This is a genomic window from Pseudonocardia sp. Cha107L01, assembly GCF_052566575.1.
In genome coordinates, this window is sequence record NZ_CP199579.1 from 8384386 (window position 1) to 8409882 (window position 25497).

The window sequence follows — 25497 nt, forward strand, 5'->3', positions numbered from 1 at the left end:
TTCGAGTTAGATTTCTAACTTCGGGTCTTGAACCCTGGTTAGGGTGCTGGCCAGGGCGGAGTTAGAAAGTGATGGAGTGAGTACCCCTGGTTCCGGCGACGAGATTGCCACCGGAACCGGGGGTTGGCGCCGATTGCGCCGTGCTCACTCACTCCCCGCCAACAGCCCTGTCTCGCTGGGCCAGAACCTCACGCACCGTGACCGGATCGACGAGGTTCTTGTTGCCGGTGCGAGGCACCTTGATCCCCATCTCGCCCAACGCGGCGACGAAGGTGGGCACGGTGAACTCGGCGTAGGGCTTCCAGCGCGGCGCCAGGTTGCGCAGCGCCCCGAGCACGTCCCCGGCCGGAACCCGACCGGTCTCGGGCAGCACCTCATCGAGGTCATCGCCCAAGTCCCGCTGCACCTCGACCACCCGCAGGGCTGGGCGGTCGTTGTGTGTTGGGGTGCCGGGGGCGAGCTGGGCCATGGCCCGTTCGAGGATCTCGGTGGCCTGATCCCAGCCGGCGTCGTCGTCGACCTGGATGAAGAACGTTCGCACGATCTCGAACAGCTCTTCCGAGGCTCCGGTGGCGACCATGGTTCCCCGGTCGACGTTGAACCGCAGCTCGGTGGCCCTGATCCCGGCGGCGAAGCTGCCGTCGCCGAGGAACCCGTCGTTGGAGCGCCATGCCTTGACCGCGAAGCAGCCGTTGAACCCGACGTTCTCCACCAGCTCGGCGGGGATTGCGTTGGTCCGGGCGGACTGGGTGTCAAAGACGAGGCTGACCCCGGTCTTGCGGCCCCGCTTGACCACCGCGATCGCCAGCTCGGCGGCCAGTTTGCCCAGCTCACGGTGGCTGAACATCTCGTGGCACTCGGAGAATCCGACCAACAATGGCCGCATGTCCGGATGTGCCTCGGCGATCGCGCGGGTCAGCTTCTTCGCACCCAGCTCCGAGAGCCGACCCTCCCGGCGGCCGACCTCGTCATAGAGCTGTTGTAGGTGCTCGATCGCTGACTCGATGTGCTCGGCGGTGACGCCCTTCTCGTAGCGGGCCAGGCGTGGGGTGTAGGCGTCGAAGTCGCCGTTCTGGGCGAACACGTGCATCCGGATCTCCGCGAGCGGATCCAACGCGACTCCGGCGACCGCGCACCGCACTGCGTTGGACTTGCCCTGCCCCGGTTGCCCACCGAACACCGCGTTTGACCCGACGATGGGCATCCGCACCACGTCGCCGCGCTGGGTGATCCCGATCGGGACCCCCTCGAACACGTCCGCCGCACCGTCGTTGAGCAGCGGATACTCCGGTGTGGGCTTGTCCATGACCCCGGAGTCGGCGACGTAGAGGTTGACGTAGCCGGCCTTGCCGCCTTTCTCCCTCCCGTAGTCGGCCGGCCACACCTCGACGGCGTTGCGGTGCAGGTTCTTCGCCAACACCGGCCCCAGATCGGCGACCATCTTCGGGGTCACAGACATGGGCAGGTCGAAGATCGCACGGAACCCCCGGAACGCCCCCTGCCCCTCCCGGGTCGGGGTCAGCTCGAAGCGGGGCACCCAGCCTTCCTTGAAGGCGGTCTTCATCGCCGAGATCGGCAGGTGCCGCAACGCCGCCACGATGGCATCGGCGGTGACCAGCGCCCCCATCTCGTCCTCACGCTCACCATCAGAGCGCAGCCAGCCCGGCGCGGTGGCCTGGACCCGCCCGGTGTGCCACAGGTAGACCACGAACCCGACCGTGACCGTGGTGAGCAGAGTGGCGCCGTAGACGGACAGGAACCACACGGTGAACGCGATCGCGTTAATCACCCCGACGATCGGGCCGATCACCAGCGCAATGTCCTTGTTCGCCAGCGCGAGCACGATCCCCAAGCCCAGGAGCAGCATGGTGGTAGCGGCGAACCCGACCGCGATCGCCCGGAGCAGGTCCAGGGGTGAGCGGATCCAGTCCATGACCCGGTCATGGCGGCGCTGCTTCTCGCTGACGTCGCGGGTCTCCCACTCCAGCAACATCTCGTGATTGCCCGACAGCTCCGCCTGGGTCATCAACCGCTCATACCGGCTCGCGCCGTGCGCGTCGCGCCACCGCTTGACCAAAACCCCAGCACCAGCGACCGGGTGCCACCCATGACGGGCCACCGCCCGAGCGGTGCGGCGAGTGTGGGGATGGGTAGCCACCGTCCGCGCGGTAGCAATCACGGTGACCGTGCCCCGCACCGTGACCGAACCTGCCCGGCGCAGCACCAGGGCCTTACCGGGCTTGAGCGGCTCGTCGACGATCTCGGCGTCGACGACCTCACCCTCAAACAGCGACGCGTCCACGAACTCGGTCGTCGCCTCGTTCACCGGGTTGTTCGTGGGGCCGTTTGTGGGGTGGTTCGCGAAGTCCCCGGGGCCGGGGTTCGCGAACCGGTCCCCCGGATCGTCGTTGGTGGGTTGCTCAGACATTCGCCGGCTCCTTGCTGTCGTTCTGGTGGTTGGGCGACCCGGCCTGGTGGAACGTCTTGGCGGAGGGACCACCAGGGCGGGTGTGGAGGACTTCGTGCGGGACGGTGCGGGCACTGTCGGCCCCGGGTAGCCAAGGGCGGTGTGGTTGCGGCGGGATCACGCTGCTTCCTCCTGGCGGTTGTTCTTCTCGTGGTTGTCGTCGGTGGTGGTTTGGGTGGGCATCTCGGTGCCCCGCCCTGTCTGGGCTTGCTCGGTGCGCAGGGTCTTGGCCAGGGCGAAGCTGAGCGTCTTGCCGCACCCGGTGACCTGCTGACACCAGCCGGCTGTCGGCTCAACCCCGTCGGTCAGCGCGGCCCGCGCCTGGACCAGGTAGTCCGCCTCCAACCGGCGCGGCGCCGGCTGTCGTGACTTGCCCGGTTTGCGCCGGACTGGGCGACGCGACTTCACCGCCACGCCCGTCCGCTCAACCGCCGGCTCCGGGGCCGGCACTGGGTTGGTGGCCGCCGGCTGCGCGACCGCCTCGGTGTCCCGGACGTCCCGCTCGGCGGGGTTGTCGGCCGGGTCCCCGAGCAGGTGGTGCAAGGTGGCCCCGGCGCCCAGGACCAGGACGGGTAGGCAGGCCACGAACACCACGACCGGGGTCGGCGCTGTGGCGTGTCCGGTGGTGGTCAGGACGTGGTAAACCACCTGCCCGACCAGCCCGAGTAGCAGCGCGATCCCGGACGACCAAGCGGCGAACAATCTCGCGGCTCGGGGCATCGGGCGACTGGTCAGCCAGGTCCCGAGGGCGTAGGCGGAGTAGGCCTCCACCCCGATCGGCAGGGTGATCGCGGAGTTCAGCTTGAAGGTGTCCGCGATCCCGGGCAGCGGGTAGACCACCCCGAACCCGGCCATGGTGCCCAACCCGACCCAGCCGGCCCAGATCGACACCGCCGCCGGGGCCGCGAGCAGCAACAGCGGCCATCGCGTTCTCGCCGTGTGTCTCATCGGTTCTCTCCTTCCAGCAACAATGCGATTTCGGCGTCAATGTCGATGACCAGCGACTCCGCCCCCGGCGGGACCTGGTCATAGGTGGCGTCGAGGAACTCGGCCAGCTCGGCGGTGAGGAACTCGAACACCGCGCACCCGGACGGGGCATCCAGCTCGATCACGGTGACGTCCTGCCCGCAGTCCGGGCAGCACTCACCGTCCGGCCTGACATGGATGTCCCCGACACCGGAGGAGGTGTGCAAACCCCGGGCGAGCAGGTCCCGGGCGAGAAACCACCCCACATCATCACAACCGCTGTCACCGACCAGGAACACCAGCTCCACCGCGTAGGGGTCGCTCTCCCGCCAACTCAGCCGCACCGCGACCTGCACTACTCCCCTGGCACTGAGTTGGTCCGCGACCGTGAAGCACCGCACGCTGCTGCCGTTCACCGCACACCCCCACCGAACTCGACACACCCGACCAGGACCGCGCGCTCTACCATTGGTTTCTCCTTGCTGTCGCTCTGGTGGTTGGGAGACCCGACCTGGTGGAACGTCTTGGCGGAGGGACCACCGGGTCGGGGTTCAACACCTGTTCGGATGTCGGTCATCGCTGTTCACCACCCGCTGAGCCGTCCTCGACAACGGCCAATCCGGCGGGGGCGACCTCGCCGGACTCACTCATGGCGGCCGGGAAGACGACCAGCAGCCGCTGTTCGAGCGGCATCGCCAGGACGTGGCGGGCGTAAGCCCGGACCCGCAGGAACTCCTCCGATGCCCGCCCGGCGGTACTTGCGGCATCAGGAAGCTCGTCGAGAAGGAACATCCCGGCGACCGCCCCGGCGATCAGCCAGCCCCAGTGCCCGGCGGCCGAGTCCAGCAGGGCCGCTCCTTCGCGGTAGTGCACGATCACGAAGGTCAGGTAGACGAGGTCGAGGACCAGCCGGGCCAGCGCCCACACCAGCCGGCGCCGGGTCTCGGCGAGAGCCTCGCTCGGGTAGCGATCGAAGATCACCATGTCGTAGTCCCCCGCAGTCGTCGGGTGTGCCTGGTCGGTCGAGTTGTTGTTGTGGCCGCTCATCGCGGGTCTGTCCCTTCGGTTGAGGTGTCGTGCTCGGTGGTCTGGTGCTGGTCCGTGCTGTCGTTCTGGTGGTTGGCAGGCCCGGCCCGGTGGAACGTCTCGGCGGAGGGACCACCAGGGCTGGACAGATCAGGAAGCGCCAGCTCGGGCACCGTGGGTGCGTCGACCTCGGTGACGTGGCGTTCCTCGGTGACCGGGCAGTACAGGCAGCTGCGGAACTCGAACGCACACGACCCATCGACGAAGAACCCGTCCTGATGGGCGGCGATCCCCTGCCCGCACCCGCAGGTCAACCAGGTCCCGAACGCATGCCCGCCGCGGCGGCGGCCGGCGGGTTGCCTTTGCCAGGGCCTCAAGCTGCGCCGTGGTTGGCGTCCGTTTGGGCTTGGCCAGGTCTAGGCGGTAGAGACTCGCCCAGCGTGGCCACGAGCGGCGGCCCCACGCCAACCAGGCCGTGACCTCCTGCCCACCCGGGCGCAGCCGTACGGCGGCAAGCTGCCGCGTCGTGGCCAGCCCGGAGGGTGGCCACTGGAACCGGAACACCGGCAGCTGCGCGTGGAACCCCGAGCACGGCCACCACCGCCCATCCCACAACTCCACAACCGCCCGAGGACCGGGGCGAGGCACCGCGTACGTCACGCCGCCTCCCCCACCCGCGGGGACACGCCCTGACGGGCCGGCAACGACCGCACCACAGCGGCCAACACCCGCCGCTCCATCCGACGGCGCCGACGCTCCGCCGCCGACCCATCCACCAGCGCCGACGTCGACCCCGCCACCGCAGTCACCTGAGTGGCTACCTGCCCGATCAGCTGGTCGATCGCGGTCTCGTCAAGCCCGTCCGGGAAATACCCATCCGGTGCGACTCCGCTATAGCTCACGTCGCTCATGTCGAACGCGTTGATATCCCAGCCAGTCATCTACTTGCCTTCCTCGTTGCTGTGCTCGGTGATCCCTCGCGTGCACTTTTGGACTCGTTGAGCGATGCGTTGTTCTCGGCGGCGACGGGCGGTGCCGTCCCGCAACGCGCTCGTCGGAACGGGCAGGCCCTGACGTACTTCAGACAATTGCTTCGAAAGCCGTTCACGGACAACGAAGTACTGAAACTCCATGTCCAGGGAGCACCACAACATGGTGGGGATCTGGGCGCTCCAGCCCTGTTCGTGCTGGTCATCGGCAGTGACGTCCATGGAAGTACTCCTCGCATGATTCGACTTGTGGCAACGAAGGACCGTTGATCCCCAAACCCCCACAGCCCAGCAAGAAGAAAACAGTGGGACGTGAAGGAATGGCACCCAACGGTTCAGGTGCAGGCCGCGAAACGCGGCCTATAAACGACAGGGCTCGATTAGACCCACGGCACGAACCGCGAGACGGCCTCTGTCAAATCACACTATTGTCTTATCTCACGTGACGAATACGCCTGCAAGAGTTTTACCTCGATGCGCATTGCCCGCCTGACGCCGCGTGAGCGACGCAAATCTCAAAATCACTTCGTCCGCTTCACCTGGAGACCCAGCGACCAGGGAGACGCCCGAGCAAGTCGGACTCCCAGCGGCGCGCTGGTCGTCGAGCCGATCAGTGGACTATGAGTAAGCCCCACTGATCTGGCCTGTATACCCGGGTCAACATGCTCACCACAGAACCGAGACTTGCTCGAATCTGGGCCTCTGACCTGTGGCTTTGACGTCTCACGGCGCCTCACCTCCGAAGTTTCGATCCGAGCGCTCCGTGCTGATGCCAACAAGGTAACCACGGCTAAACCAGGGCTGTCAACCCCCATAAACTTCCATGTTCAGCGGGGGCGACTGCAAGGGGGCTCGCTACCCGGGGTACACACCGCTACACTTCGACTACCCCCCTGACATCAAGGAGCCCGCAGTGACCGACCCCGAGCGCGTGGCCGCGATCAGCGACCCCGCCGCACGCGCGGAAGCGGCCGGAGAGGCCATCGACCAGCACCAAGTTCTGATCGCCGAGCTGTCTCGGGTGCGCCGAGAAGCCCTCGAACAGATGCTCAGTGGAGGGATGACTCAGACTCAGATCGCGGCCAGACTCGACATGTCGAAGGGGCGGGTTTCGCAGCTGTTGACCGCCGGCCTGCGACCCGAGCGAGCCTTCTACGGGACCGGAAGCCTCACTGTCGCCATCGGTGCCAAGCGCGAGGCGAACAGGGCCGACCCGAGCAATGTTCTGTCTGCCGAGGCATTCGGAGCGTTCGAACTATTGAGCGAGTCGGCGCGACGAACTGGACTTGACGCATCGTATGAAGTCGTGCCCATGCCCGGCAACGTGCGACTGAATCGTCCCAACCTCATCGTTCTGACCAATCCGCGACTTCTGCCCTTCCTTAGTCAGATCATGGAGGCGGATCCACATATCCGCTACCTCGACGACGAGAAGGGTTGGTATCTAGAGGACCTCACCACGAAGCAGCAGTACCGGTCGCCCCAAGATAACGGCGAGAATGCGGATTACGGCTACGTTGGCCGCCTGCCCCGCCCGGACGGCAAAGGAACGTTCCTATACTTGGCCGGCACCCACGCGGCCGGAACGCTTGGAGCCGCCCACTACGTTGCCGAGAATCTGAGCCAGCTGTACAAGGATTTGAAGACGCGCCGATTCTCAACCATCGTGCGGTACGAATACGAGGAAGGGGACCGGCTCAACAGGCGCGGCCTGAGTCTCGCCACTCCGGTGTACCGACACGAAGGCGCGTAGGATGCGCGTCCAGATTGCTACCGAGCCTGGGTCCGTGGGCAAGCCGAACGAAGACCACGCTCTTGCAGGGAGAAACCTAGCTGTAGTCGTAGACGGACTCACTGCGCGGACCGAAAGCGGGTGTATCCACGGCGTGGCTTGGTTTGCCGAGCAGCTCGCGCAGGCCGTGCTCAGATTCGAGCACCTCGGACCAGCCGGCGCACTCCGCGCGGCCATTCAGCACACGGCGTCGCTCCATGCCGACACGTGCGACCTGACCGATCCGGCTACTCCCTGCGCGGCGATAGCCATAGTTCAGATCGGCGACGATTCCCGCTTGCGGTACCTCGTACTCGGAGACGTATCTGTTGTGCTCGCCGGGGATGAAGTCAGGCGTGTTGTGAGCGACCAAAGGATCAACGATACTGCGCTTGCTCAAAGAGCCGAGGCTGACGGACTTCCCTACGGATCGGAGGCGAAGTCAGCTGCCCTCGTCAGGATGAAACGAGCGGAGATGGCGGCTCGGAACAAGCCAGGCGGATACTGGATCGCGGGCGCCGACCCGGCTGCTGTCGACCACGCGATAACCGACGAGGTTCCTATATCAGAGCTGAGTAGAGTCGCTCTGCTCTCGGACGGCGCTGCCCGAGTTGTGGATTTGTTCCAGCTCACGGACTGGACCGGAGTGCTCAATCTCCTCGCCAAGAACGGCCCTCGCGAGCTAATTGAGCACGTGCGGGGTGTCGAACTTGACGACGCAGAAGCGACTCGGTGGCCTCGCAACAAGGTGTCTGACGACGCAACGGCCGTTTACTGCGATCAACTTCATTCATAACGATGGCGAGTCGTTCTCACTCCCCGAACAAGATCCACCCAGAGTTGACCGACGTCCTGGCCTACGAGCGGCCGCTCCGATGTCGTGGCGAAAGGGCGTGGGAACGGAAGCGCCGCCGAGCGACGGCGTTCTAGCTCGTCGTAGGGTTGAAGCTGGCGGCGTGACCCGAGCGTCCCAGCCCGCCAGGTGGGCGGTCGCCGAACGCTGCCCACACTCCGGTACAGACTAGGGCAGGCCGATCTAGGTGACTGCAGGCGGAATCTTCGGCGTAGTCGGTCATCTCTGGGCCGGATTCTGCGCCTACATCCTCGGTGTCGGCGCGGGTGCAGTGCAGAACTGGATCGCAGCCGCCGCACTGCTCGTCGCGGGCGGCGCGGCTTGGTTCACCCGGCGGGCGAACAGGATCGCCCGGCAGGCCAACGAACACGCCGCAGAGGCCAACCAACACGCTGCAGAGGCCAACCGGCTTGCCCGAAACGCGGTGGAAGAAGCCAGACGGTCCGCCGAGGCGGCCGAGCAGGCGTTCAACCTGGCCGCCGTCGATGCCGAGCGCCGTGAAACCCAGCGCCACGAAGCCAACGGACCGCAATTCGACATTGTCGAGAACCAACCAAATCCGAACACCACCCTGACGATCCGGCTACGTATCCGCGGTGGCCCGCCAATGTCCATCTACCGCATAACCTCACCAAGCACGATTGTCGATGGCCTGTCATTGCCACAAGGAACACTGTTTGACGTGCTCTTATATCCGGCGACGGAGATCGGCGAGGTTCTGAACTTCATCGCGCACCTCAAGGTCATGCCTGCGCGGAACACCGACACCTCTCTGAGGCTGGAGATCGACATCGAGTCGTGCGACGACGTTACGCGGACGTGGCATCGCACAGTGTCAGTGCCGATCACTGAAATCCCTACTCTCCGGCGCTGATACTCCTCTGATCTGAGCAGTCGAACGCGGCGGTTGCATCGCGTGACTACGCCGATCGTTGCAGTGTGTAACAGAGTCTCTGTGATTGGCGACACGGTCGCTGATCAGCCCCGCTCCGGGTTGATCTACAACGCGACTGGAGTGAGCCCCATGGCCGCTACCTCAAATTCGGATTCAGAAAGCAGGAAGGTCGGCGCAATCGGTTGTGTTGTGCTCGTTGCGATCATTTTTTTTATTTCATTGATCGGCGCCAGCTGTAGCTCGGACCCCTCGACGCCGCCTCCGCCTCCCGACATCCCGGATCAGCAGGGGGCGGCCCGCCCCGACAGTCCGGCAACCCAACAGGCGGAGACGGCCTACCTCGAAGACCTTCAAGAGCGTGGTGTCCCGATGACCACCAAGACCACACTCAACGGCTATGCGACCTGCCTCATCTTGCGGTTCGGGACGTCCGTCGATTCCGCGAACAGCCAGGCACAGTCGTCATTCGGGCTGACCCCCGACCAGGCGACGGCGTTCGTTGACGCCGCTCAAAGAGATCTTTGCTCGCATATCCACTGAGACGGAAGTGAGCGATTCAATGACCGAACGGACCCTCGTACTGTGCCGGCTCCCCACGAGCCAACTCCCGGCCGACCTGTTCGATCTCAAAGTCGTTCAGTTCCCGAACGAGGTAGATCCCACGCTGGTCGAATACTCTGGCGCCGACCAGCGCGTTACCTCTCATACAGTCACAGTCCTTCCCGACGGCGACCTACTGCTCTCCCTCTGGGTCGAACGCAACAACACCTGAGCGACCGGCGCAAACGGTTATGTCATCCTCGACCAGCCAGGCCAAGCCTTCCACAGGCTCGGGGCGCCGTCGGCGCTGCGAGCCTGACGCGGAAGTTCAAACCTGGTGAGAAGCTCCCCTCCAGCCCCGAGCTGGCGAAGAACTATGGGGTCGCTCGGATGACCATCCAGCATACGATCCGACTGCTGTGGGACGACGGACTCATCGTCTCCCGCCAGGGCAGCGGTGTGTTCGTGCGTGAGCGCACCGAGCGACCGGTTGGACTCCGGCCACATTTGGAGCGCGCGTTCGAGCAGCCCGATGTCACTGTCGACTTCGCGGGATTCTCGGGCGAGACGCTGCACGGTGCCACCGCGGAGCCTCTCGACAAGATTCGCGCCGGTCCGCTGCGGCCTAACTCGCTCCGAGTCCGGCTCCTGGTCCCAGACCCGACGAGCCCCTGGTCGCTTCCCTGTCGCACATCACCCGACGGAGGACAAAGGTGCCGGCCAATGTGATCCCCAGGGTGACACGCGACGTAGGTCTGCCACCTGATGTGCGTCACTTGGGCTAGGAAACTGTGGTGTCAGCGGTCCGTGGCCGCTGTCCTTTGATGCTACGGACTGGTTGGTCGGTGGTGCGTCGCACGACGATCGTGTCGGCAGCAGAAGGTCGGCCGCGATGGTTTCCTCGGAGACGTGTGTGGTGTGAACCGCTCAACCTGGGGAAATCCGTGAGCGCCGACAACGTGTACGGCGACGGTCTGGTGTTTGTGTTGAACTGAAGTTCGGCCCCGGACGGACCGCCGGCTAACGGCTGATCGGCGCCGAACAACTCCGCCGCGTTCGTAAGCGCAGAGACATCGTGTGGGAACAGCACAGGTACGGCGCGACGTACCTGCTCGAGCGGGCGTCAATCCGCGAACTGCTGAGCAGCAACCACATCCCGATCGTCCACCGAGCAATCGTCAAGACCTGTGGATGAAGATCCTTTAGGCGGCCTCGGGTTGGAGGTGTTCGATCGGTCGTTCGACTAGTTTGCCGCCCTCGAACACGGCGCCGGCGCGGACGAGCGCGACCAGGTGTGGTGCTTTCACTGCCCGCCAGCGGTTCTGGGCGGCCTCGATGAGCTTGAATGCCATGGCGAGCCCGGCAGCTCGGGAACCGGGACCGCCGTCGTCGTCGATCTTCGCCGTGGCCTTGGGGAACTTCGCCCCGTAGGCGACCTCGAACGCCCGCACGGCGTCGAGTGCGTGCCGGCGGTCCTCGGGCCCTCCAGATCTCCGCGAGCGCCCTCTTGGGCCCCGGGATGGGCAGACTTCGGCAGCGCGCCGAGAAAGTGGGCGATCTTGTGAAGTAGAGCGCTACTCACTTGCCGGAGCTGTGGCCGGAGCCGCCGCCAGAACCGCCAGAACCGGAGCTGCCGCCGGAACTGCCGCCGGAACCGCCGGAACCGGAGCTGCCGCCGGAACCGCCGCCAGAACCACCAGAGCCGGAACTGCCGCCGGAACCGCCGGAACCGGAGCTGCCGCCGGAACCGCCGCCAGAACCACCAGAGCCGGAGCTGTGGCCGGAGCCGCCGCCAGAACCACCAGAACCGCTTGAGCTAGAGCCACCCGAGCTGCCGCTCGAGCCGCTCGAGCTGGAGCGGACCGAGCTGGAGCTGAAGCCGGTCGAGCCGCCACCCGAACTGCTCGAGGCGCTTGGGCTCGACCCGCGAGTGCTACCCGTGGAGCCGACTGTTCCGGTGGTCGAGCGCGCAGTGTTGCTGGCCGCGTCCGAAGTTTTGACCGGTGCGGTCAGGCCGCTCAACGCCGACCCCGCTGAGGAGCTCGAGGCATTGGGCGGGCTGCTGGCGGACGTGGTCGTCGCGCTGGCCTTGGTGGACGGGGACGCGGTCGTCGCGCTGGCCTTGGTGGACGGGGACGCGGTCGTCGCGCTGGCCTTGGTGGACGGGGACGCGGTCGTCGCGCTGGCCTTGGTGGACGGGGACGCGGTCGTCGCGCTGGCCTTGGTGGACGGGGACGCGGTCGTCGCGCTGGCCTTGGTGGACGGGGACGCGGTCGTGGTCGGGCTGGTGGTGCTGGGTGTGACCGCGCCGAGCAGTCCGCTGGTCAAGTTGCTGACTGCCCCGGCAGGACTCGGTGTGCTCTGCGGTGCGGTCGTGGTCGGGCTGGTCGTGCTGGGTGTGACCGCGCCGAGCAGTCCGCTGGTCAAGTTGCTGACTGCCCCGGCAGGACTCGGTGTGCTCTGCGGTGCGGTCGTGGTCGGGCTGGTCGTGCTGGGTGTGACCGCGCCGAGCAGTCCGCTGGTCAAGTTGCTGACTGCCCCGGCAGGACTCGGTGTGCTCTGCGGTGCGGTCGTGGTCGGGCTGGTCGTGCTGGGTGTGACCGCGCCGAGCAGTCCGCTGGTCAAGTTGCTGACTGCCCCGGCAGGACTCGGTGTGCTCTGCGGTGCGGTCGTGGTCGGGCTGGTCGTGCTGGGTGTGACCGCGCCGAGCAGTCCGCTGGTCAAGTTGCTGACTGCCCCGGCAGGACTCGGTGTGCTCTGCGGTGCGGTCGTGGTCGGGCTGGTCGTGCTGGGTGTGACCGCGCCGAGCAGTCCGCTGGTCAAGTTGCTGACTGCCCCGGCCCCGGTTACGCCGCCGACGGCGCTGGTCACACCGCCGACGACGCCGCCCACATCGCTTGTCAGACCCCCGAGGGTGCTCCCGACGGCACCGGTCACGCCACCGACGACTCCGCCCACATCGCTGGTCACACCGCCCACGACCCCGGTAACACCGCCGACGGCACTGGTCACACCGCCGACGACGCCGCCCACATCGCTTGTCAGACCCCCGAGGGTGCTCCCGACGGCACCGGTCACGCCACCGACGACTCCGCCCACATCGCTGGTCACACCGCCCACGACCCCGGTAACACCGCCGACGGCACTGGTCACACCGCCGACGACGCCGCCCACATCGCTTGTCAGACCCCCGAGGGTGCTACCGACGGCACCGGTCACGCCACCGACGACTCCGCCCACATCGCTGGTCACACCGCCCACGACCCCGGTAACACCGCCGACGGCACTGGTCACACCGCCGACGACGCCGCCCACATCGCTTGTCAGACCCCCGAGGGTGCTCCCGACGGCACCGGTCACGCCACCGACGACTCCGCCCACATCGCTGGTCACACCGCCCACGACCCCGGTAACACCGCCGACGGCACTGGTCACACCGCCGACGACGCCGCCCACATCGCTTGTCAGACCCCCGAGGGTGCTACCGACGGCACCGGTCACGCCACCGACGACTCCGCCCACATCGCTGGTCACACCGCCCACGACCCCGGTAACACCGCCGACGGCACTGGTCACACCGCCGACGACGCCGCCCACATCGCTTGTCAGACCCCCGAGGGTGCTACCGACGGCACCGGTCACGCCGCCGGTCGCGCTGGCTACCGCGCCGGTTACGCCGCCTAGGTTGGTTCCGCCTGAGCTGGTCGTTGTGGCTCCACCGCTGTTCCCGCTTGAGCCGGGTGTTGCGGGGCCGCTGTTGCCAGGCGGTGTTCCAGCCCCCGTCACCGGGGGCGCGACCTGGCCTGGCGCGGGGGTCGCGGGAGCTGTGGGTTGGGGCGGTACCCCGCTCAGCGCGGGCGGCACGGTCGGGCCTTGAGCGGGCGGCGCAGTCCCGGTCGAGGTCCCGGGAGCTGCGGGTTGGGGCGGTACCCCGCTCAGCGCGGGCGGCACGGTCGGGCCTTGAGCGGGCGGCGCAGTCCCAGTCGAGGCGGAGTAGGACGCCTGGGAGACCGCGAGCGGGAGGCCGCTGAGGCCCGCTGCGCTACGCAGTTGTCCATCCGGGCCGATCACGAGACCGAGGCCGCCGAGGAGGCCGCCGAGGAGTCCGCCGGGCAATCGGTAGCCGGGCTGCCCTGGAATGTTAAGACTGGGATAGCCGCCATCCACCGTGTGCGAGTCTTTGGGGACGAGGATGGCCTGCCCGACCAGGACTGCGACGGTGGCAAATGAGCCCACGACGACGACCGCCCCGGCCGCCGTCTTCTTGCTATTGGGGGCAGTCGGCAGCTCGCGGAGTGTCCGGCAGATGCGAGGGTTGACCGGACGATCCGGGAGGAGCGTCAGCCGCCCCTCCCGTCGCAGCAACGCGGTCACCGACACCGCCGTACGAGAGTCAGGGTCGTACGCGTCGGCGACCCTGGCCGTCCTAGTTCGCGGGCCGAGGAGTTCGGCAACGGTGATCACAGATTGGCTAGATCGATTACCGAGCTGCTGGGGAGCATAGAGTGCCACGTTCGTGGTCCTCCTGATGGACAGTGGGAGCCGCCTAGGTTTACTCCTCGTGAATGCCGTCGCCAAGTGTCACTCACCCGCTCATCGCTACCGCCTGTCTGGCCTAGTCTCCATTCGCAGACGATTACAGACCGCTTACCGTGGCCGTCGGTCCGGATGGCTCAGTGCACAGCCCAGCCCGCACCAAGCCGGTCGATCCATATGCCCTAGCGCCAGGAGTTCGCTACCGCCATCTGTGCCCTCGCCGGGCGGGCAGGTCTCCGGGATGGCGAGGGCATGGCAGCCGCGTGACAGTCAGAGAGTGGGCACGGTGCGGTGCCATCCCGCCGACCTCCCCAAGGGCTACCAGGCCGCTCAGCGGGGGCAAGCCTGGCATACTCAGCCGGCGGTCAGGCCCATAGGTTGCCCCCGCCGAGCGGCCTGGTCGGGCGATGCCAGGTCGACGGGATGGCAGCTCGCTCGGCTCGTGGATTCCGAGCAAATCCGGAGCAAACGGCCAATCAGCGTCCGTCACCAGATGACACGGGACAACACAAACGTCCACGCAAACGCCCAGCTCAGACACAGGCCGGACGAAGGCAGGCCCCTGAATCCGGCTTGACACGGAAGAGGCCGAGTCCGCCCCCGGGGATCACGGGCTCGGCACCCGCGCACCCGCCCGGCGGAACCGACACCATTCGAACGTCCGTTCCAAGCGCGAGCGCCCTGGGCGTCCGTCAGCGCCGGCCCATCCGGCACGACCAGGCACCAGGGGCGGCCGCCTGCGCTGACTAGGCGGTGCCCCGAGGCCTGTGAAAATTCGCTTTTCGGCCGCTTGCGGGTTAAGTCCGCGTTTACGGTGCTCGTGGCATCACCCGATCGTGTGTCACCGTGGTGTCGCGCTACCGCGCCGACCCCCCGGGCGCGGACGCGATGGTGACCGGCTCGGCCGCAACCCCCGGTGGCCGGCCGGTCTCCACCCACATGGTCACGATGATCGTCTGTCGCCTCCATGCGGGTGCGGATGATGGAGGAGTCGGCGATGACGCCCAGCAACCGGATCGAACTCCGCGCAGTCCACACTTCGCCCGACATCACTGGACCCGGGCGAGAGAATCAGCCCGCGCCGCGCGGTGGGCTTGCTGGCCGCGCGTTAGCGGGGCGCTGCCGACGATGTGGCCACCCCGTCGTGGGCTGCAGGACTGCCACCGGCGCGGTAATGGCAGTGGATCCGCGCCCGGTTCCCGGCGGTGAGCTGCTCATCAACCCCAGCACGGACAGCATCGTGGCGGTGCGCAACCCAAGTGAGGTGATCCACGCGCGCCGCCATGGTGACGCAGGCTTTGTCCCCCACGACCGGATCTGTCCCGGGCGGCGGGAGGCGCTCAGCATCGATATGCGTTCGTACAGTGTGCTCGCGCCGGGTGCGTAGGTCGGGGTCTGCCGCAGCCGCTGTCATGGCCGGATTGCGCGGCACGAGGCCGACTGCGCTCCATCCGCCACTTCGACTATCGGATCGAAGGCAGCGTTGCTCGTGGTAGCGGGCGCGTGACACGTTCCTTGCTGGCGCCCTCGGACACGGCTGGCGGCCAGTTATGACGTCACAGAGGAATTTAGGCGCCTCTTCTCGCGATCTCAGAACCAGCCTCCGCGATCGACGGCCCCGCAGCACTGCTCGTGTTGCTCGGCGTCGTGCGCCCGAGCGGGCCGATGTAAGCGCTACACCTCCGACTGTGCCAGAGCGGAGAGCCTCGTGAGGGTCAGATTTTCGGAGACACTCCGGCCGCGAGGCGGCTCGGCGTGGGCTGCGGGTATTTCTGCGGAGATTCTGCGGAATATTGCGGAGATCAACACAGGATCAACCCGCATGCCTCTGACCAGCAGAAACGCGGCCACCCGGTATTTCTGCGGATATTGCGGATATCGCTGAGCCATCCCGCTGCGCGGCGGGGTGCCTTGGCGCTCGGCGGAGACGGCCGAGCTAGCCGGAAGCGGCCCGAGGAGAAGCACCGCCGGTGCGTTCGCTATCGCGAACTGATTGGACAGTCTGGCTGATCATGTCGGCGCCCTGCCCTAGCCTCCTGACCAGCAAACATCGCGATGGGGGGCAACGATGTGGAGGATCACGCTGGTCCGAACGGTGATTGTCACGCTGTCGAGCGTTCTGGTGGCAACGGGCTCTCTATGGATGCCGAGAGCCCATCTGATGACGCCCTATGTTGACTTGGCCTACTCCGCACCCGACGCGGTGGTGAACAAGGACGGGTCGTGGACAGTGAAGGTGCAGTCCCCGAACGCGATCTTCGGCCAGATTGCCTGCACCGGTAACTACGTGGCCCCCGAGATAGCGACCCGGGGCGCATCAACCGCCGTGCACTACGGAATCAAGTTCTTCTGCACGGACCCAGTCCAGTATTCCATCCGAATTGGACTGGACGATTTCTACGAGACCGGACCCGGCGCTGGTGGGGCAGTCGCGAGACGGTCCGCATCGGGAAACCCGAGAGCCTATGAGGAAAGGGGCGGAGTGTCACCGCAACCGTTCCTTGACGGATTTTCCCGGCCATGCGTGAACAACCAGAACAGCGGATTCGAAATCTGGGATCAGAGCACACTCGGGGCGAGCGAAAAACATAATGCGCGGAGCGCGCGAACCACGGTCGGCTGCCGCGTATGACAACGCGATTGCGGCTCGAACCATCCCCGAGGGCTCTACGATCGTTCGAAGGTCAGGTAGCCTCGCGTCATGACTGACCTGAGCGTGCCCTCGGGCCTCAGCACCGAGGAACGCCGCGAATGGCTGCGCAACAAGGCCGCTGAGCTGTCTGAGGCGACCGGGCAGTCCAGCGGGATCACCGACCACTTCACCAACAGTGACGGTGAGGAGAGTTGGATCATGTGGTGGAGCGAGGAGCAATACGAGCCCACCAGCGAGTCCGAGCGCTAATCCGCGAGCGTCTACCGGATCGGAACACCCGTGCGGGCGGGTCACTCACAGGTGAAGGTCCGAAGATCAACCGAGTTGCACACCAGCAAGGGAGCTGCTCACCGGACCTCAGTTCGGGGCCACATTTGACGTCTCCCCCTTACTCGTCGAGTGGGTGATCGATCTCCGTGGGCAACGTCCCGAAAGTATGGAGACAGTGTTACAAAACTACTGCTGGAACATTGGTAGGTCACGATGGTCGCCGTCCGGCTCTCTAGCTTGTTTTGTAACACTGTGATTGATGAACTACTTCAAACTGGGGCGTCTGCCGCGACAACCCAGGGCAGCCCCGAATGTTTCAGCGGCTTGCGAACTCCCCTTCAGCTGCGGAACGACCCGACCACCTGCATGCAGCTCGCAGTCATGGTCCCATCCCGCTCAGCTCTCGACTGAGTAACTAACTGAGTAACAACCGCTGCAACCAACTGGGCATAACCACGGACAACGACGGACCTTGAACCCCCGATGACCTGCGACTATGGCCTGGCAGGACAGCTAGGCCAATTGCTTGACACGGAAGAGGTCACAAGTTCAATCCTTGTATCGCCCACCACTGAACGGCCTGGTCAGAACCCCCTAGCGGCACCTGACCAGGCCGATTTCGTTTCTACGGGCGCCCTGCTTGGCTAACTGCTTGACTACACCTGCCGATCCGCATGTCGACCTCAGCAAGCGCGCTGCACGGCTCTGCGCGACCGTCGCTTGCGGATCAGGCCAGCGTTGAGGGCCGGGGTCGCGGTTGGGCTCGACGATGGTGGTGTGGCCCTGTCAACCGTCCGCCGGGCAACGCGGGCTTAGGTCATGCCCACCTCCACGTCATCGTGGCGCTCGCCGGATCACCCTGCTCCGCTCCCAGCCTAGGGACGGGGACCGGCCGTTGTCGCTCGTCCTGATGGGGGTGGCGACCGTCGAGCCAGAACCGGGGCCTACTAAGTTCCCGCCTATGGACTACGAGGCCGCCGTCGCCACGTTCTTCACTACCGCACCCGAAGGCACCATGTGCCCGCCCATCGTCACCGACGGTGGGCCGGCCCGGCAGCTACGGGACGCGCTGGAGCCGTTGGCCATGCACGCGGTGTGGGCGCAGGAGGTCTACCAGTCCCTGTCCGCGCACGGGCTGGACTTCATGTCCGCCTACGTGTGCGGGCGGGGGTCGTCGCTGGGTGACGTGCCGTCCTCCGTGGTGGCCGCCGCGTTCGCGGTGTTCCCGCTGGAGGCGATCGACCAGCTGTGGACCGACGGCCTGGGCAAGCTGGAGCGCACCGAGCTCATCGCGCTGCGCGACCGGGGCGTCGGGGCCAGCCTGCGCCGGGTGCTGGGCGACGTGACCACCGAGGCCGAGGTGCTCGAGGTGGCCGAGACGCTGGAGCTCGCGTCGGCGGCCGCCGACGGCGCCGGCCGGCCGCTGTTCTCCGCGCTGCGAGCCGCGCCGATCCTGGACGACCCGTACGCGCGACTGTGGCGGGCCGCCGACGTGGTGCGCGAGCACCGGGGCGACGGGCACGTGGCCACCTGCGTCGGCGCCGGGCTGGACGGTTGCGAGATGAACATCCTGACCGAGCTGTGGCTGGGCTACCCGCTGGGCGAGTACAGCCACACCCGGGGCTGGTCGCAGGAGGCCACGGCAACCGCGATCGCCAGACTCACCGTGTCAGGGCTGATCGCCGACTGGCAGCTCACCAAGGACGGCTGGCGGTTCCGCACCCGGCTGGAGGACCGCACCGACGAGAGCCAGCGCACCCTGATCCGCGCCCTGGGCCACCAGCTCACCCCGGTGCTGGAGAAGGTGTCCGCGTGGTCGGACCGCTGCATCGGGGCCGGCGCGTTCCCGTCCGACCCGCGCAAGCGCGCCGCCGGCTGAACCGGCCGCCGGGGGGTGTGCGGTGCTCGCCGGGTCGTGGTCGGCTCCGGCGGTGGCGGCGGGACCGCCGAGGGCATGGGCGACGTGGCCGGTGGCGTCGCACCACCTCGCTCACGAACCTTCCCAAGACCCGGAGCAGGACCGCCGACTGCGCGGCCCGCATCGCGTTGCCAGATGATGGCGGCCGTGTTGCGTGGGTCAGCCGTGCTTGACCAGGTCGTTGACGGCCTGGGTGTCTTTGTAGAAGGCGGTCGCGCCGTGGATCTTGCCCTCACGCACCGTGTAGTGCTCCACAACCTCCATCGGCAGTCGACGCCCGCTCTTCCGGGAGGTGAACACGAGGCTGAGCCGCATCTCCACTACCTCGCCGGCTTCGACAATGGCGGAATCCCGCACAGTCATTTCTGCCGAAGTGTTGATCGCGGCTTCCAGTCGCGTGAACCCGTCGGGTCCTCGCCACTGCCCTCCCCAAGGCAGGGTCTCTGCCTCCTGCCAGACCGCCTCCTCGTCGACCATCTCCAGGGCCCCACTCATGTCACCGGCTCCCATGCGGGACACGAACTTCTCCAGCGTCGCCACACCGTTGTTGCCGGCTGAGGTGCCGGCGGGGAAGTAATGGCCGTTGTCCAAATCGGCGAGCAGGCCGGGGTGAGCGGGTTCCCAGCCGAGGGTCTGGCGGGTGATGAGGTTGGAGGCCGGGAGGTTCAGCGTGACCAGGTTCGCGAGGAACCCAAAGTGTGCCGGCAGCATCATTACGTCCGCGGGAACGCTCACGGCAGGCAGGCCCAGACGGCTGCCCATGGCCTCGGCGATCTCGCGGAACGGGATGCCCCCGTCCCCAATCGCGTGCCACTGTTTGCCGGCTGGCCCCTTCTCCAGCGCCAAGCGGAACAACGAGGCGACATCGCGGACGTGCACGGCGCCCCACAGGTTCGCGCCGTCTCCGGGGTAGCCGACGAAGCCCGTCTCCTTCGCGAGCGCGATCAGCAGCGGGAGGAAGCCGGCATTATCGGTCGTGCTGTGCATGATGGTGGGAAGCCGAACGACCGAAGACCGCACTCCCCGCTCGGCGAGGCCGACCACGGCGGTCTCGACGACGTTACGGGCCCGCAGGGTGCCCGTGTACTCATCGCCGCCAGGAAGGGCCGGGTCGTCCTCGGTGGCCGGCCGGCCCAGGTTTTCCCACCCTGGCGAGCCAATGCTGCCTGCCGCGACCAGCGGCTTTCCGGTTCCCGCGAGTGCCTCGCCGTACGCGAGCACGACTGCGAGCTCCGCGGCGGCGACGGCGTCGATCCCGCCGGAGGGAAGCAGGTCTTGCCGGTGCGCGACGTGGATGACGCCGTCGGAGTCCGCGGCCGCCTCCTTGAGCCCGTCGAGATCCTGGAGGTCGCCGCGACGCACCTTCGCGCCGAGCGCGGACACCGCCGCCGCGGCCGTGTCCGACCGGGCCAGGCCGGTGACCTCGTGCCCGGTGGCGATGAGCTCGGGGATGATGTACGAACCGGAATGGCCGGTCCCGCCAGTGACAAAAACGCACATTTCACTGTCCTTGTGAGGGTAGGTGGAGGGCTGTTCTTCTCGTGGCGTAGAACGACTGGTGTCATGTGGCGCGAGAAGTGGTGGACGGATGCGCTCAGCTGAGAATGCTGACGCCGAGGAAGAAGTTGGTGACGTCGCCGGCGATGAACACGTCCAATGGGCGACCCTCGGCCGGGCCGGCCGCCAGAACAGCGGAGAACCAACCATTGTCAGGGCGCGCGGCGCCCTGTTCGCCGACTGCTCGGCCCCAGGGGCTCAGCCGGTAAATTCGTTGACGCCGAGGGCGAAGTCCCAGTGGCCAACCCCGTTGCCGGCGAGGCCCATCGTGACCACGCCCACTCCTTCCAGCCAGTGCGCCATTTTCAGGCCGCCGACGTCCAGCGGGCGCAGCCCGAGGCTCTCGATGAATGCCGCCACGCCCGCCTTGGCCTGCGCATTGTCGCCAGCGATGAAGACGTTGGGTCGGCCCTTCTCCAGGACATTACGGAAGATCGTGTTGAATGCCTTCACCACGCTGGCGCTGGCCGGGGCCACCTTGGCGACTTCCTGCGCGATCGAGGTCTCCTCGCTGTGGGCCAGTCCGTCGAACGTGGCGTTGAAGGGGTTGCTGATGTCGACGATGACCTTGCCCTCGAGGGCGTCTCCGTATTCGGCGACGACCGGAACGACACCGTCGTACAACAGGGCCGTGATGACGATGTCCCCGGCCGGGACGGCGCCCCACTTGCCCGTCGTCGCGCCGCCGCCCAGAGCCTTGGCCAGGTCATCGGCCTTGGACTGATCGCGTCCCATGACCTCGACGGTGTTGGCGCCCGCCACCGCGAGCGTGCCGATGGTACGGGCCATGTTCCCCGTACCGATGAGGGTGATGCTGCTCATGAGGTGTGCTCTCTTCCTGTTCTCGAGGTGACGCTCTGTCTCGTTCGTGCCGGGTCAGGCGCAGGGCGTCGGCCGCGACGTTTCTGGGCCAACTGCCGCGCCTTTCCCGGCACCTCCGGCTCGTCTTCCGCCGGTAGATTGGGATGCGTGAACCTGCCGCCATTCCAAAAAGAGGTGGTCAGGTGAGGGACATGGGACGAGGGCATCCCGTGATCGTTACTCTCCCTTGGTGCGCATTTCCCAGGGCCGCATGCCGACGAGAGGCGCGAGGTGACCCTGCATTTCGACGGCGGACGGCAGCGGGCGCCAAAATATGGTCACCTCGGCAATCTTGCCGTCCGCGTCGAGCAGGATGTAGTCCATCCCGTTGACCGCCGTGTCTTCGATCTGCAGCCGGAAGAATGCGGCGTGGTGGGTCTCGCCGCTGAGGACCTCCTTGTAGGTGAGGTCCGCCGCGACCGTGGAGACGCCCTGGATGGCTGCCGTGACGTCCTCGCGGCCGGTGAGCGGCTCATCGCTGAGTGGGCTGATCAGCACCACGTTCTCGGCGAGGACACGGGCGAGAGCGTCTTTGTCCGCGCCGCCGTGCATGCAGTCGACGAAGGACTCGACGGTGGCGCGGTGCTGGGCGAACGTGGTCATGGCTACTCCTCGTTGTGTATGAGACCCGGTCGGCACACCGACCCGCGGGTCCGGGTCGGCGCCGCACCCCAGGAGGCCCGGACCGGCTCCGGCAGGGTCGGCAGGAACTCGGTCAGGTACTCCCAGACGGCTTGCAGTGTGGGTTCGGGCAGCTCATCATCGACACACGCGAATTCGGCGCCCGCGCAACACTTCGGCGTGTTGCGGATGTCCGCGTTCGAATCAGTTCATTGTGGCGACTGGGTTGTTGTGGGGTGTGCCCGCGGCATTCCTGGTGTGTGGTTCAGATGGCGGTGGTGCCGCCGTCGGTGACCAGTTCCAGGCCGTTGACGTAGCTGGAGTCGTCGGAGGCGAGGAACAGTGCCACAGTGGCGATTTCTTCGGGGCGGCCCATCTTTCCGCGGGGTATGAGGGACTCGAATGCGGCCTTGGTTGCCTCGTCGAACAGTTCTTCCTGTTTGGCGGTGGCGACCTGACCGGGAGTCAGGACGTTGACCCGGATCTTGCGGTCGCGCAGTTCGTTGAGCCAGACGCGGGCCCAGGCCTGCTGGACGGCTTTGCTTCCCGCGTAGAGGCTCCAGCCGGGGAAGGCGCCGAGGGAGGCGTTGGATCCGGTCATGAAGATCGAGCCGTTGTCGTTGATCAGCGGCAGTGCCTTCTGCACGGTGAACAGGGTGCCGCGCGCGTTGAGCCAGAAGGCGCGGTGGAACTGTTCCTCGGTGATCTCGCCGAGGACGGCGGGTTCGCCCATCCCGGCGCTGGCCCACAGCACGTCGATCGAGCCCTTTTCACGCTTGACGGTGTCGTACAAGCGGTCCAGGTCGTCCAGTTCGGCCGCGTCACCCTCGACGGCGGTGACGTTGCGGCCGATCAGCTTGACGGCGTCGTCCAGTGCTTCCTGCCGCCGGGCCTGGATGAAGACGTGCGCTCCTTCCTCGACGAACAGTTTGGCGCCGGCCAGTGCCATGCCGGTGGATCCGCCGGTGATCACCGCTACCTTGCCATCGAGCTTTCCCACGATCACTCCGTTGAATTGATGGGTATCCGAAACAGTTCGGTTCTTTGCCGCCACCCGTCGTTGTCAACGGTCATGTCGTCAACGCCGTCGAAGACGCGATGGACGGCGCCCAATTCCTGACGTGCTCATTCTGGGATTGGGCCCTGCTATCAATTCCCAATGCCGAATTCTTATGCCGACTCGCCCCCGACCCATTAGGTACATATTCAGCATGCCATTGGCCTGACCGGACGTCCAAGACTTCTTTCAGCCGTTGCGATACCCTGGAGGCATCGCCGGACCGGGAGGCTCCATGGATCTGGACCTGCGCAAGTTGCGGTACTTCGTCGCCGTCGCCGACAAGCTGCACTTCGGCCGCGCCGCCGACGAGCTGCACATCGCGCAGCCGGTGCTCAGTCGGCAGATCCGCGCGCTGGAACAGGATCTCGGCACCCCGCTGTTCACAAGGGACAGCCACGGCGTGATGCTGACCGACGCCGGCAGGCAGCTCCTGACCGACGCTGGCCCACTCCTGGCCTCCACGCACGCGGTCCGCCGCCGGGTGACCGTGGCCGCGCGCGGCAGCCAGCGGCTAATGGTCGGCTTCCGGGCAGGCATCGCGGTCACCCCGGCGGTACGGCTGTTCGCCACCCAGCACCCAGACGTTGTCGTGGACATGCAGCGAATCGAATGGGACGACCAGGCCCCGATGCTGCTCGACGGCCGCATCGACGTCGGCTATGTGCGGCTGCCCATCGACGAGGCCGGCCTGCGCGTCACCCCGCTATACACCGAGCCGCGGGTGGCGGTGCTGCCCATCGGCCACCGATTGGCCGGCAAGGAACAGATCACCGAGGCCGACCTGGCCGGCGAGCCGCTGGTCTGGCATGTCGACACGAGCACGCAGCCCACCAGGCGCCCGCACCCTAACGCCGGGTACCTGGTGCGTGGGGTGGACGAGACGCTCGAGCATGTCGCGGCCGGCCGGGGCATCTCGTTCCTGGCCCGTTCGGCGACCGTGTTCTACTCACATCCGGAAGTCAGCTATGTGCCCATCCCGGCTCTGGCGCCCGACCAGGTGTGCCTCGCGGTGGCGGCATCGCGCACCTCGCCGGTGGTCGACGACTTCTTCACCGCGGCTCAGGCGACGGCCGAGATCACCGCAGAATGTGGGAACTATGAGATGTGGCAGCTTGGAAGCGGTGCCGTTCAAAGCCCGGTTGAGCAGTTCGACTGACAACAGTAGCGCAACCGAGTACATCTAGCCGGCGCTGCTTGAGCTATGCCAACTCCTTGACTCAAGACACTCACGCAGCTTGATCGACACGCCGACAAGTCGGTGGCAATCACCCCGGGTCGTCGCGCGCGCTGTGATGCCTCGTTGTCTGGGGCCACCGAGTGTGGCCAGCATCGCCGGCAGGTCGTTGATGCGGGCCCCATGCCGGAGCCAACGGCCACCGAGTACCAGCGGATCACCGTGCTGTGCCTGGGGGTGTTACTCCACTTTCAGCAGGATCTTGCCGCCACGGAGGAGATGCTGCACCGCGTCCTGGATGTGCTCGAGGGGGTACACGCCCGCCACGGGGACAACGAGGGTGCCGTCGGCCACCAGCGGTGCCGCCTCACGAATGACAGGCACCACCTTGTCGCGGTAGTCGAAGTCGCCGACAAAGAATCCGCGGACGGTGAGGTGCTTGCCGACCAGTGTCGAGGTGTCGACCCACATGGGTTCGTCCCTGGCCCAGGAATAGCTGACCAACCATCCACCGTCGGACAGCAATTCGAGCAGCCGCGCCACCACCGGACCACCGACGGCTTCCACTGCCAGCGCCACTCGCGCGTCGCCGATCACTGCTCGAACATCGCCGACCGCGTCGGGGTCATCGACGTGGACCACGTCGGCCCCGGCTGCTGTGAGCTCGGCGAACGTTGCGTCGTCACGGGCCAGGTTGATCGTCTTCAGTCCACGAAGTTTGGCTAGCGCGATCAATGACCGTCCCACACCGGAGTTCGCGGCGTTCTGAACCACCCAGTCACCGGGCTGCAGGGGGGTGCATTCACTGAGCATCAACCCTGCCGTCGGGGGGTTGCTGCCCAGCATCGAGTACTGCTCGATGCTGCCGCCGGCGGGGAGTGCGAACAGGCTGTCGGCGGGCACGACGAGCCGCTCACGCCACGCACCGGCATACAGCGGTAGCACGACCAGATCGCCGACTTGAAGTCCATCGACCTCGGCGCCAGTGGCAAGCACGCGGGCGACCCCCTCTGCGCCTGGTATGTGGGGCAGGGGTGGTCGCGCCAGCATGCCGCCGACAACCAGTAGGTCGTGTTTGTTCAACGGCGAGACCTCAACGCTCAAGAGAACCTCATGCGGACCCGGTGGCGGCGGCTCCTCGATGTCGACGACGCGGAGCACCTGCGCGGGGTCGCCGAACTGTTCCATCTGGATGGCGCGCATACCGATTCCTCTCGCTTCGAAGGTCAGGCCGCTGTTGAGGACCATCCGACTCCGCTGTGATGCGGAGCGCAAGGCAATGAGTCTGCGCCGGAAGGTCTACGCGCCGCTCCCTCCCTACGCCGACGAACGGCGGATCG

The 25497-nt window shown here is 66.6% G+C and carries 22 protein-coding genes and 2 pseudogenes; 10 read left to right on the forward strand and 14 right to left on the reverse strand.

The genetic code is table 11. The annotated features are described in order from the left end of the window. Window positions 1-148 precede the first annotated feature (148 nt). The 8 genes and pseudogenes from ACTXG6_RS39555 to ACTXG6_RS39590 form a co-directional block, all read right to left on the reverse strand. Complete coding sequence (locus tag ACTXG6_RS39555; RefSeq protein ID WP_445184427.1) at window positions 149-2428, reverse strand: hypothetical protein; 2280 nt, start codon at window positions 2426-2428, stop codon at window positions 149-151. A gap of 156 nt (window positions 2429-2584) precedes the next feature. Then, entirely contained in the window at window positions 2585-3415 is an 831-nt protein-coding gene (locus tag ACTXG6_RS39560; protein ID WP_445184428.1) for a hypothetical protein, read from the reverse strand. After that, entirely contained in the window at window positions 3412-3849 is a 438-nt protein-coding gene (locus ACTXG6_RS39565; RefSeq protein ID WP_445184429.1) for an SsgA family sporulation/cell division regulator, read from the reverse strand. The genes ACTXG6_RS39560 and ACTXG6_RS39565 overlap by 4 nt, the downstream gene beginning before the upstream one ends. 157 nt (window positions 3850-4006) lie before the next feature. Continuing rightward, entirely contained in the window at window positions 4007-4480 is a 474-nt protein-coding gene (locus tag ACTXG6_RS39570) for a hypothetical protein (RefSeq protein WP_445184430.1), read from the reverse strand. Further along, window positions 4477-4836, reverse strand: coding sequence for a hypothetical protein (locus tag ACTXG6_RS39575; RefSeq protein WP_445190344.1), 360 nt, complete (start codon window positions 4834-4836; stop codon window positions 4477-4479). The genes ACTXG6_RS39570 and ACTXG6_RS39575 overlap by 4 nt, the downstream gene beginning before the upstream one ends. A gap of 7 nt (window positions 4837-4843) precedes the next feature. Further along, window positions 4844-5119 (reverse strand): annotated as a pseudogene (locus ACTXG6_RS39580) (RRQRL motif-containing zinc-binding protein); the annotation flags it as partial. Next, window positions 5116-5400 (reverse strand): hypothetical protein, encoded by a 285-nt coding sequence (locus ACTXG6_RS39585; protein WP_445184431.1) that lies wholly within the window; start codon window positions 5398-5400, stop codon window positions 5116-5118. The gene ACTXG6_RS39585 and the pseudogene ACTXG6_RS39580, both read right to left, overlap by 4 nt. Continuing rightward, window positions 5401-5670: a hypothetical protein gene (locus tag ACTXG6_RS39590; protein ID WP_445184432.1), complete on the reverse strand. Its 270-nt coding sequence runs from the start codon at window positions 5668-5670 to the stop codon at window positions 5401-5403. Window positions 5671-6361: 691 nt separating this feature from the next. Between ACTXG6_RS39590 and ACTXG6_RS39595 the strand changes: the two genes are divergently transcribed. From ACTXG6_RS39595 to ACTXG6_RS39620, 6 genes are all read left to right on the forward strand, one after another. Continuing rightward, complete coding sequence (locus tag ACTXG6_RS39595; RefSeq protein WP_445184433.1) at window positions 6362-7201, forward strand: sigma factor-like helix-turn-helix DNA-binding protein; 840 nt, start codon at window positions 6362-6364, stop codon at window positions 7199-7201. A gap of 34 nt (window positions 7202-7235) precedes the next feature. Beyond that, the gene (locus tag ACTXG6_RS39600) at window positions 7236-8015 is read left to right on the forward strand and encodes a hypothetical protein (protein WP_445184434.1); all 780 of its coding nucleotides are present in this window, start codon (window positions 7236-7238) and stop codon (window positions 8013-8015) included. Between the two features lie 244 nt (window positions 8016-8259). Continuing rightward, complete coding sequence (locus tag ACTXG6_RS39605; RefSeq protein ID WP_445184435.1) at window positions 8260-8946, forward strand: hypothetical protein; 687 nt, start codon at window positions 8260-8262, stop codon at window positions 8944-8946. 81 nt (window positions 8947-9027) lie between these two features. Beyond that, complete coding sequence (locus ACTXG6_RS39610; protein WP_445184436.1) at window positions 9028-9507, forward strand: DUF732 domain-containing protein; 480 nt, start codon at window positions 9028-9030, stop codon at window positions 9505-9507. A 19-nt stretch (window positions 9508-9526) separates the two neighbouring features. After that, on the forward strand, window positions 9527-9739 hold the full coding sequence (locus ACTXG6_RS39615) for a hypothetical protein (RefSeq protein ID WP_445190345.1): 213 nt from the start codon (window positions 9527-9529) through the stop codon (window positions 9737-9739). 83 nt (window positions 9740-9822) lie between these two features. After that, window positions 9823-10236: a winged helix-turn-helix domain-containing protein gene (locus tag ACTXG6_RS39620; protein ID WP_445190240.1), complete on the forward strand. Its 414-nt coding sequence runs from the start codon at window positions 9823-9825 to the stop codon at window positions 10234-10236. A 473-nt stretch (window positions 10237-10709) separates the two neighbouring features. Here the strand turns inward: ACTXG6_RS39620 and ACTXG6_RS39625 are convergent. After that, window positions 10710-11137, reverse strand: a pseudogene (locus ACTXG6_RS39625) (IS256 family transposase); the annotation flags it as partial. Window positions 11138-11464: 327 nt separating this feature from the next. Between ACTXG6_RS39625 and ACTXG6_RS39630 the strand changes: the two are divergent. The 3 genes from ACTXG6_RS39630 to ACTXG6_RS39640 all read left to right on the forward strand — a co-directional run bounded on the left by ACTXG6_RS39630 (window position 11465) and on the right by ACTXG6_RS39640 (window position 18845). Then, window positions 11465-13384, forward strand: coding sequence for a hypothetical protein (locus tag ACTXG6_RS39630; RefSeq protein WP_445184437.1), 1920 nt, complete (start codon window positions 11465-11467; stop codon window positions 13382-13384). Window positions 13385-16744: 3360 nt separating this feature from the next. After that, window positions 16745-16945, forward strand: coding sequence for a hypothetical protein (locus ACTXG6_RS39635; RefSeq protein ID WP_445184438.1), 201 nt, complete (start codon window positions 16745-16747; stop codon window positions 16943-16945). A gap of 982 nt (window positions 16946-17927) precedes the next feature. Next, window positions 17928-18845 carry an SCO6745 family protein gene (locus tag ACTXG6_RS39640; protein WP_445184439.1) on the forward strand — a complete coding sequence of 306 codons (918 nt, stop codon included), beginning with the start codon at window positions 17928-17930 and terminating at the stop codon, window positions 18843-18845. A gap of 198 nt (window positions 18846-19043) precedes the next feature. Here the strand turns inward: ACTXG6_RS39640 and ACTXG6_RS39645 are convergent, their stop codons facing one another. The 4 genes from ACTXG6_RS39645 to ACTXG6_RS39660 all read right to left on the reverse strand — a co-directional run bounded on the left by ACTXG6_RS39645 (window position 19044) and on the right by ACTXG6_RS39660 (window position 22923). Continuing rightward, window positions 19044-20384, reverse strand: a complete 1341-nt coding sequence (locus ACTXG6_RS39645) for an NAD-dependent epimerase/dehydratase family protein (protein WP_445184440.1) — start codon at window positions 20382-20384, stop codon at window positions 19044-19046. 255 nt (window positions 20385-20639) lie between these two features. After that, a complete protein-coding gene (locus tag ACTXG6_RS39650) occupies window positions 20640-21263 on the reverse strand; it encodes an NADPH-dependent F420 reductase (RefSeq protein ID WP_445184441.1) in 624 nt (207 codons plus the stop codon). 216 nt (window positions 21264-21479) lie between these two features. Next, entirely contained in the window at window positions 21480-21905 is a 426-nt protein-coding gene (locus ACTXG6_RS39655; protein ID WP_445184442.1) for a nuclear transport factor 2 family protein, read from the reverse strand. Between the two features lie 283 nt (window positions 21906-22188). After that, entirely contained in the window at window positions 22189-22923 is a 735-nt protein-coding gene (locus tag ACTXG6_RS39660) for an SDR family NAD(P)-dependent oxidoreductase (RefSeq protein ID WP_445190241.1), read from the reverse strand. A gap of 292 nt (window positions 22924-23215) precedes the next feature. Here ACTXG6_RS39660 and ACTXG6_RS39665 point away from each other — a divergent pair, with 292 nt between their 5' ends. Beyond that, window positions 23216-24139, forward strand: a complete 924-nt coding sequence (locus ACTXG6_RS39665; protein WP_445184443.1) for a LysR family transcriptional regulator — start codon at window positions 23216-23218, stop codon at window positions 24137-24139. Window positions 24140-24397: 258 nt separating this feature from the next. Here the strand turns inward: ACTXG6_RS39665 and ACTXG6_RS39670 are convergent, their stop codons facing one another. Beyond that, complete coding sequence (locus ACTXG6_RS39670; protein WP_445184444.1) at window positions 24398-25405, reverse strand: zinc-dependent alcohol dehydrogenase family protein; 1008 nt, start codon at window positions 25403-25405, stop codon at window positions 24398-24400. Window positions 25406-25497: the final 92 nt, after the last annotated feature.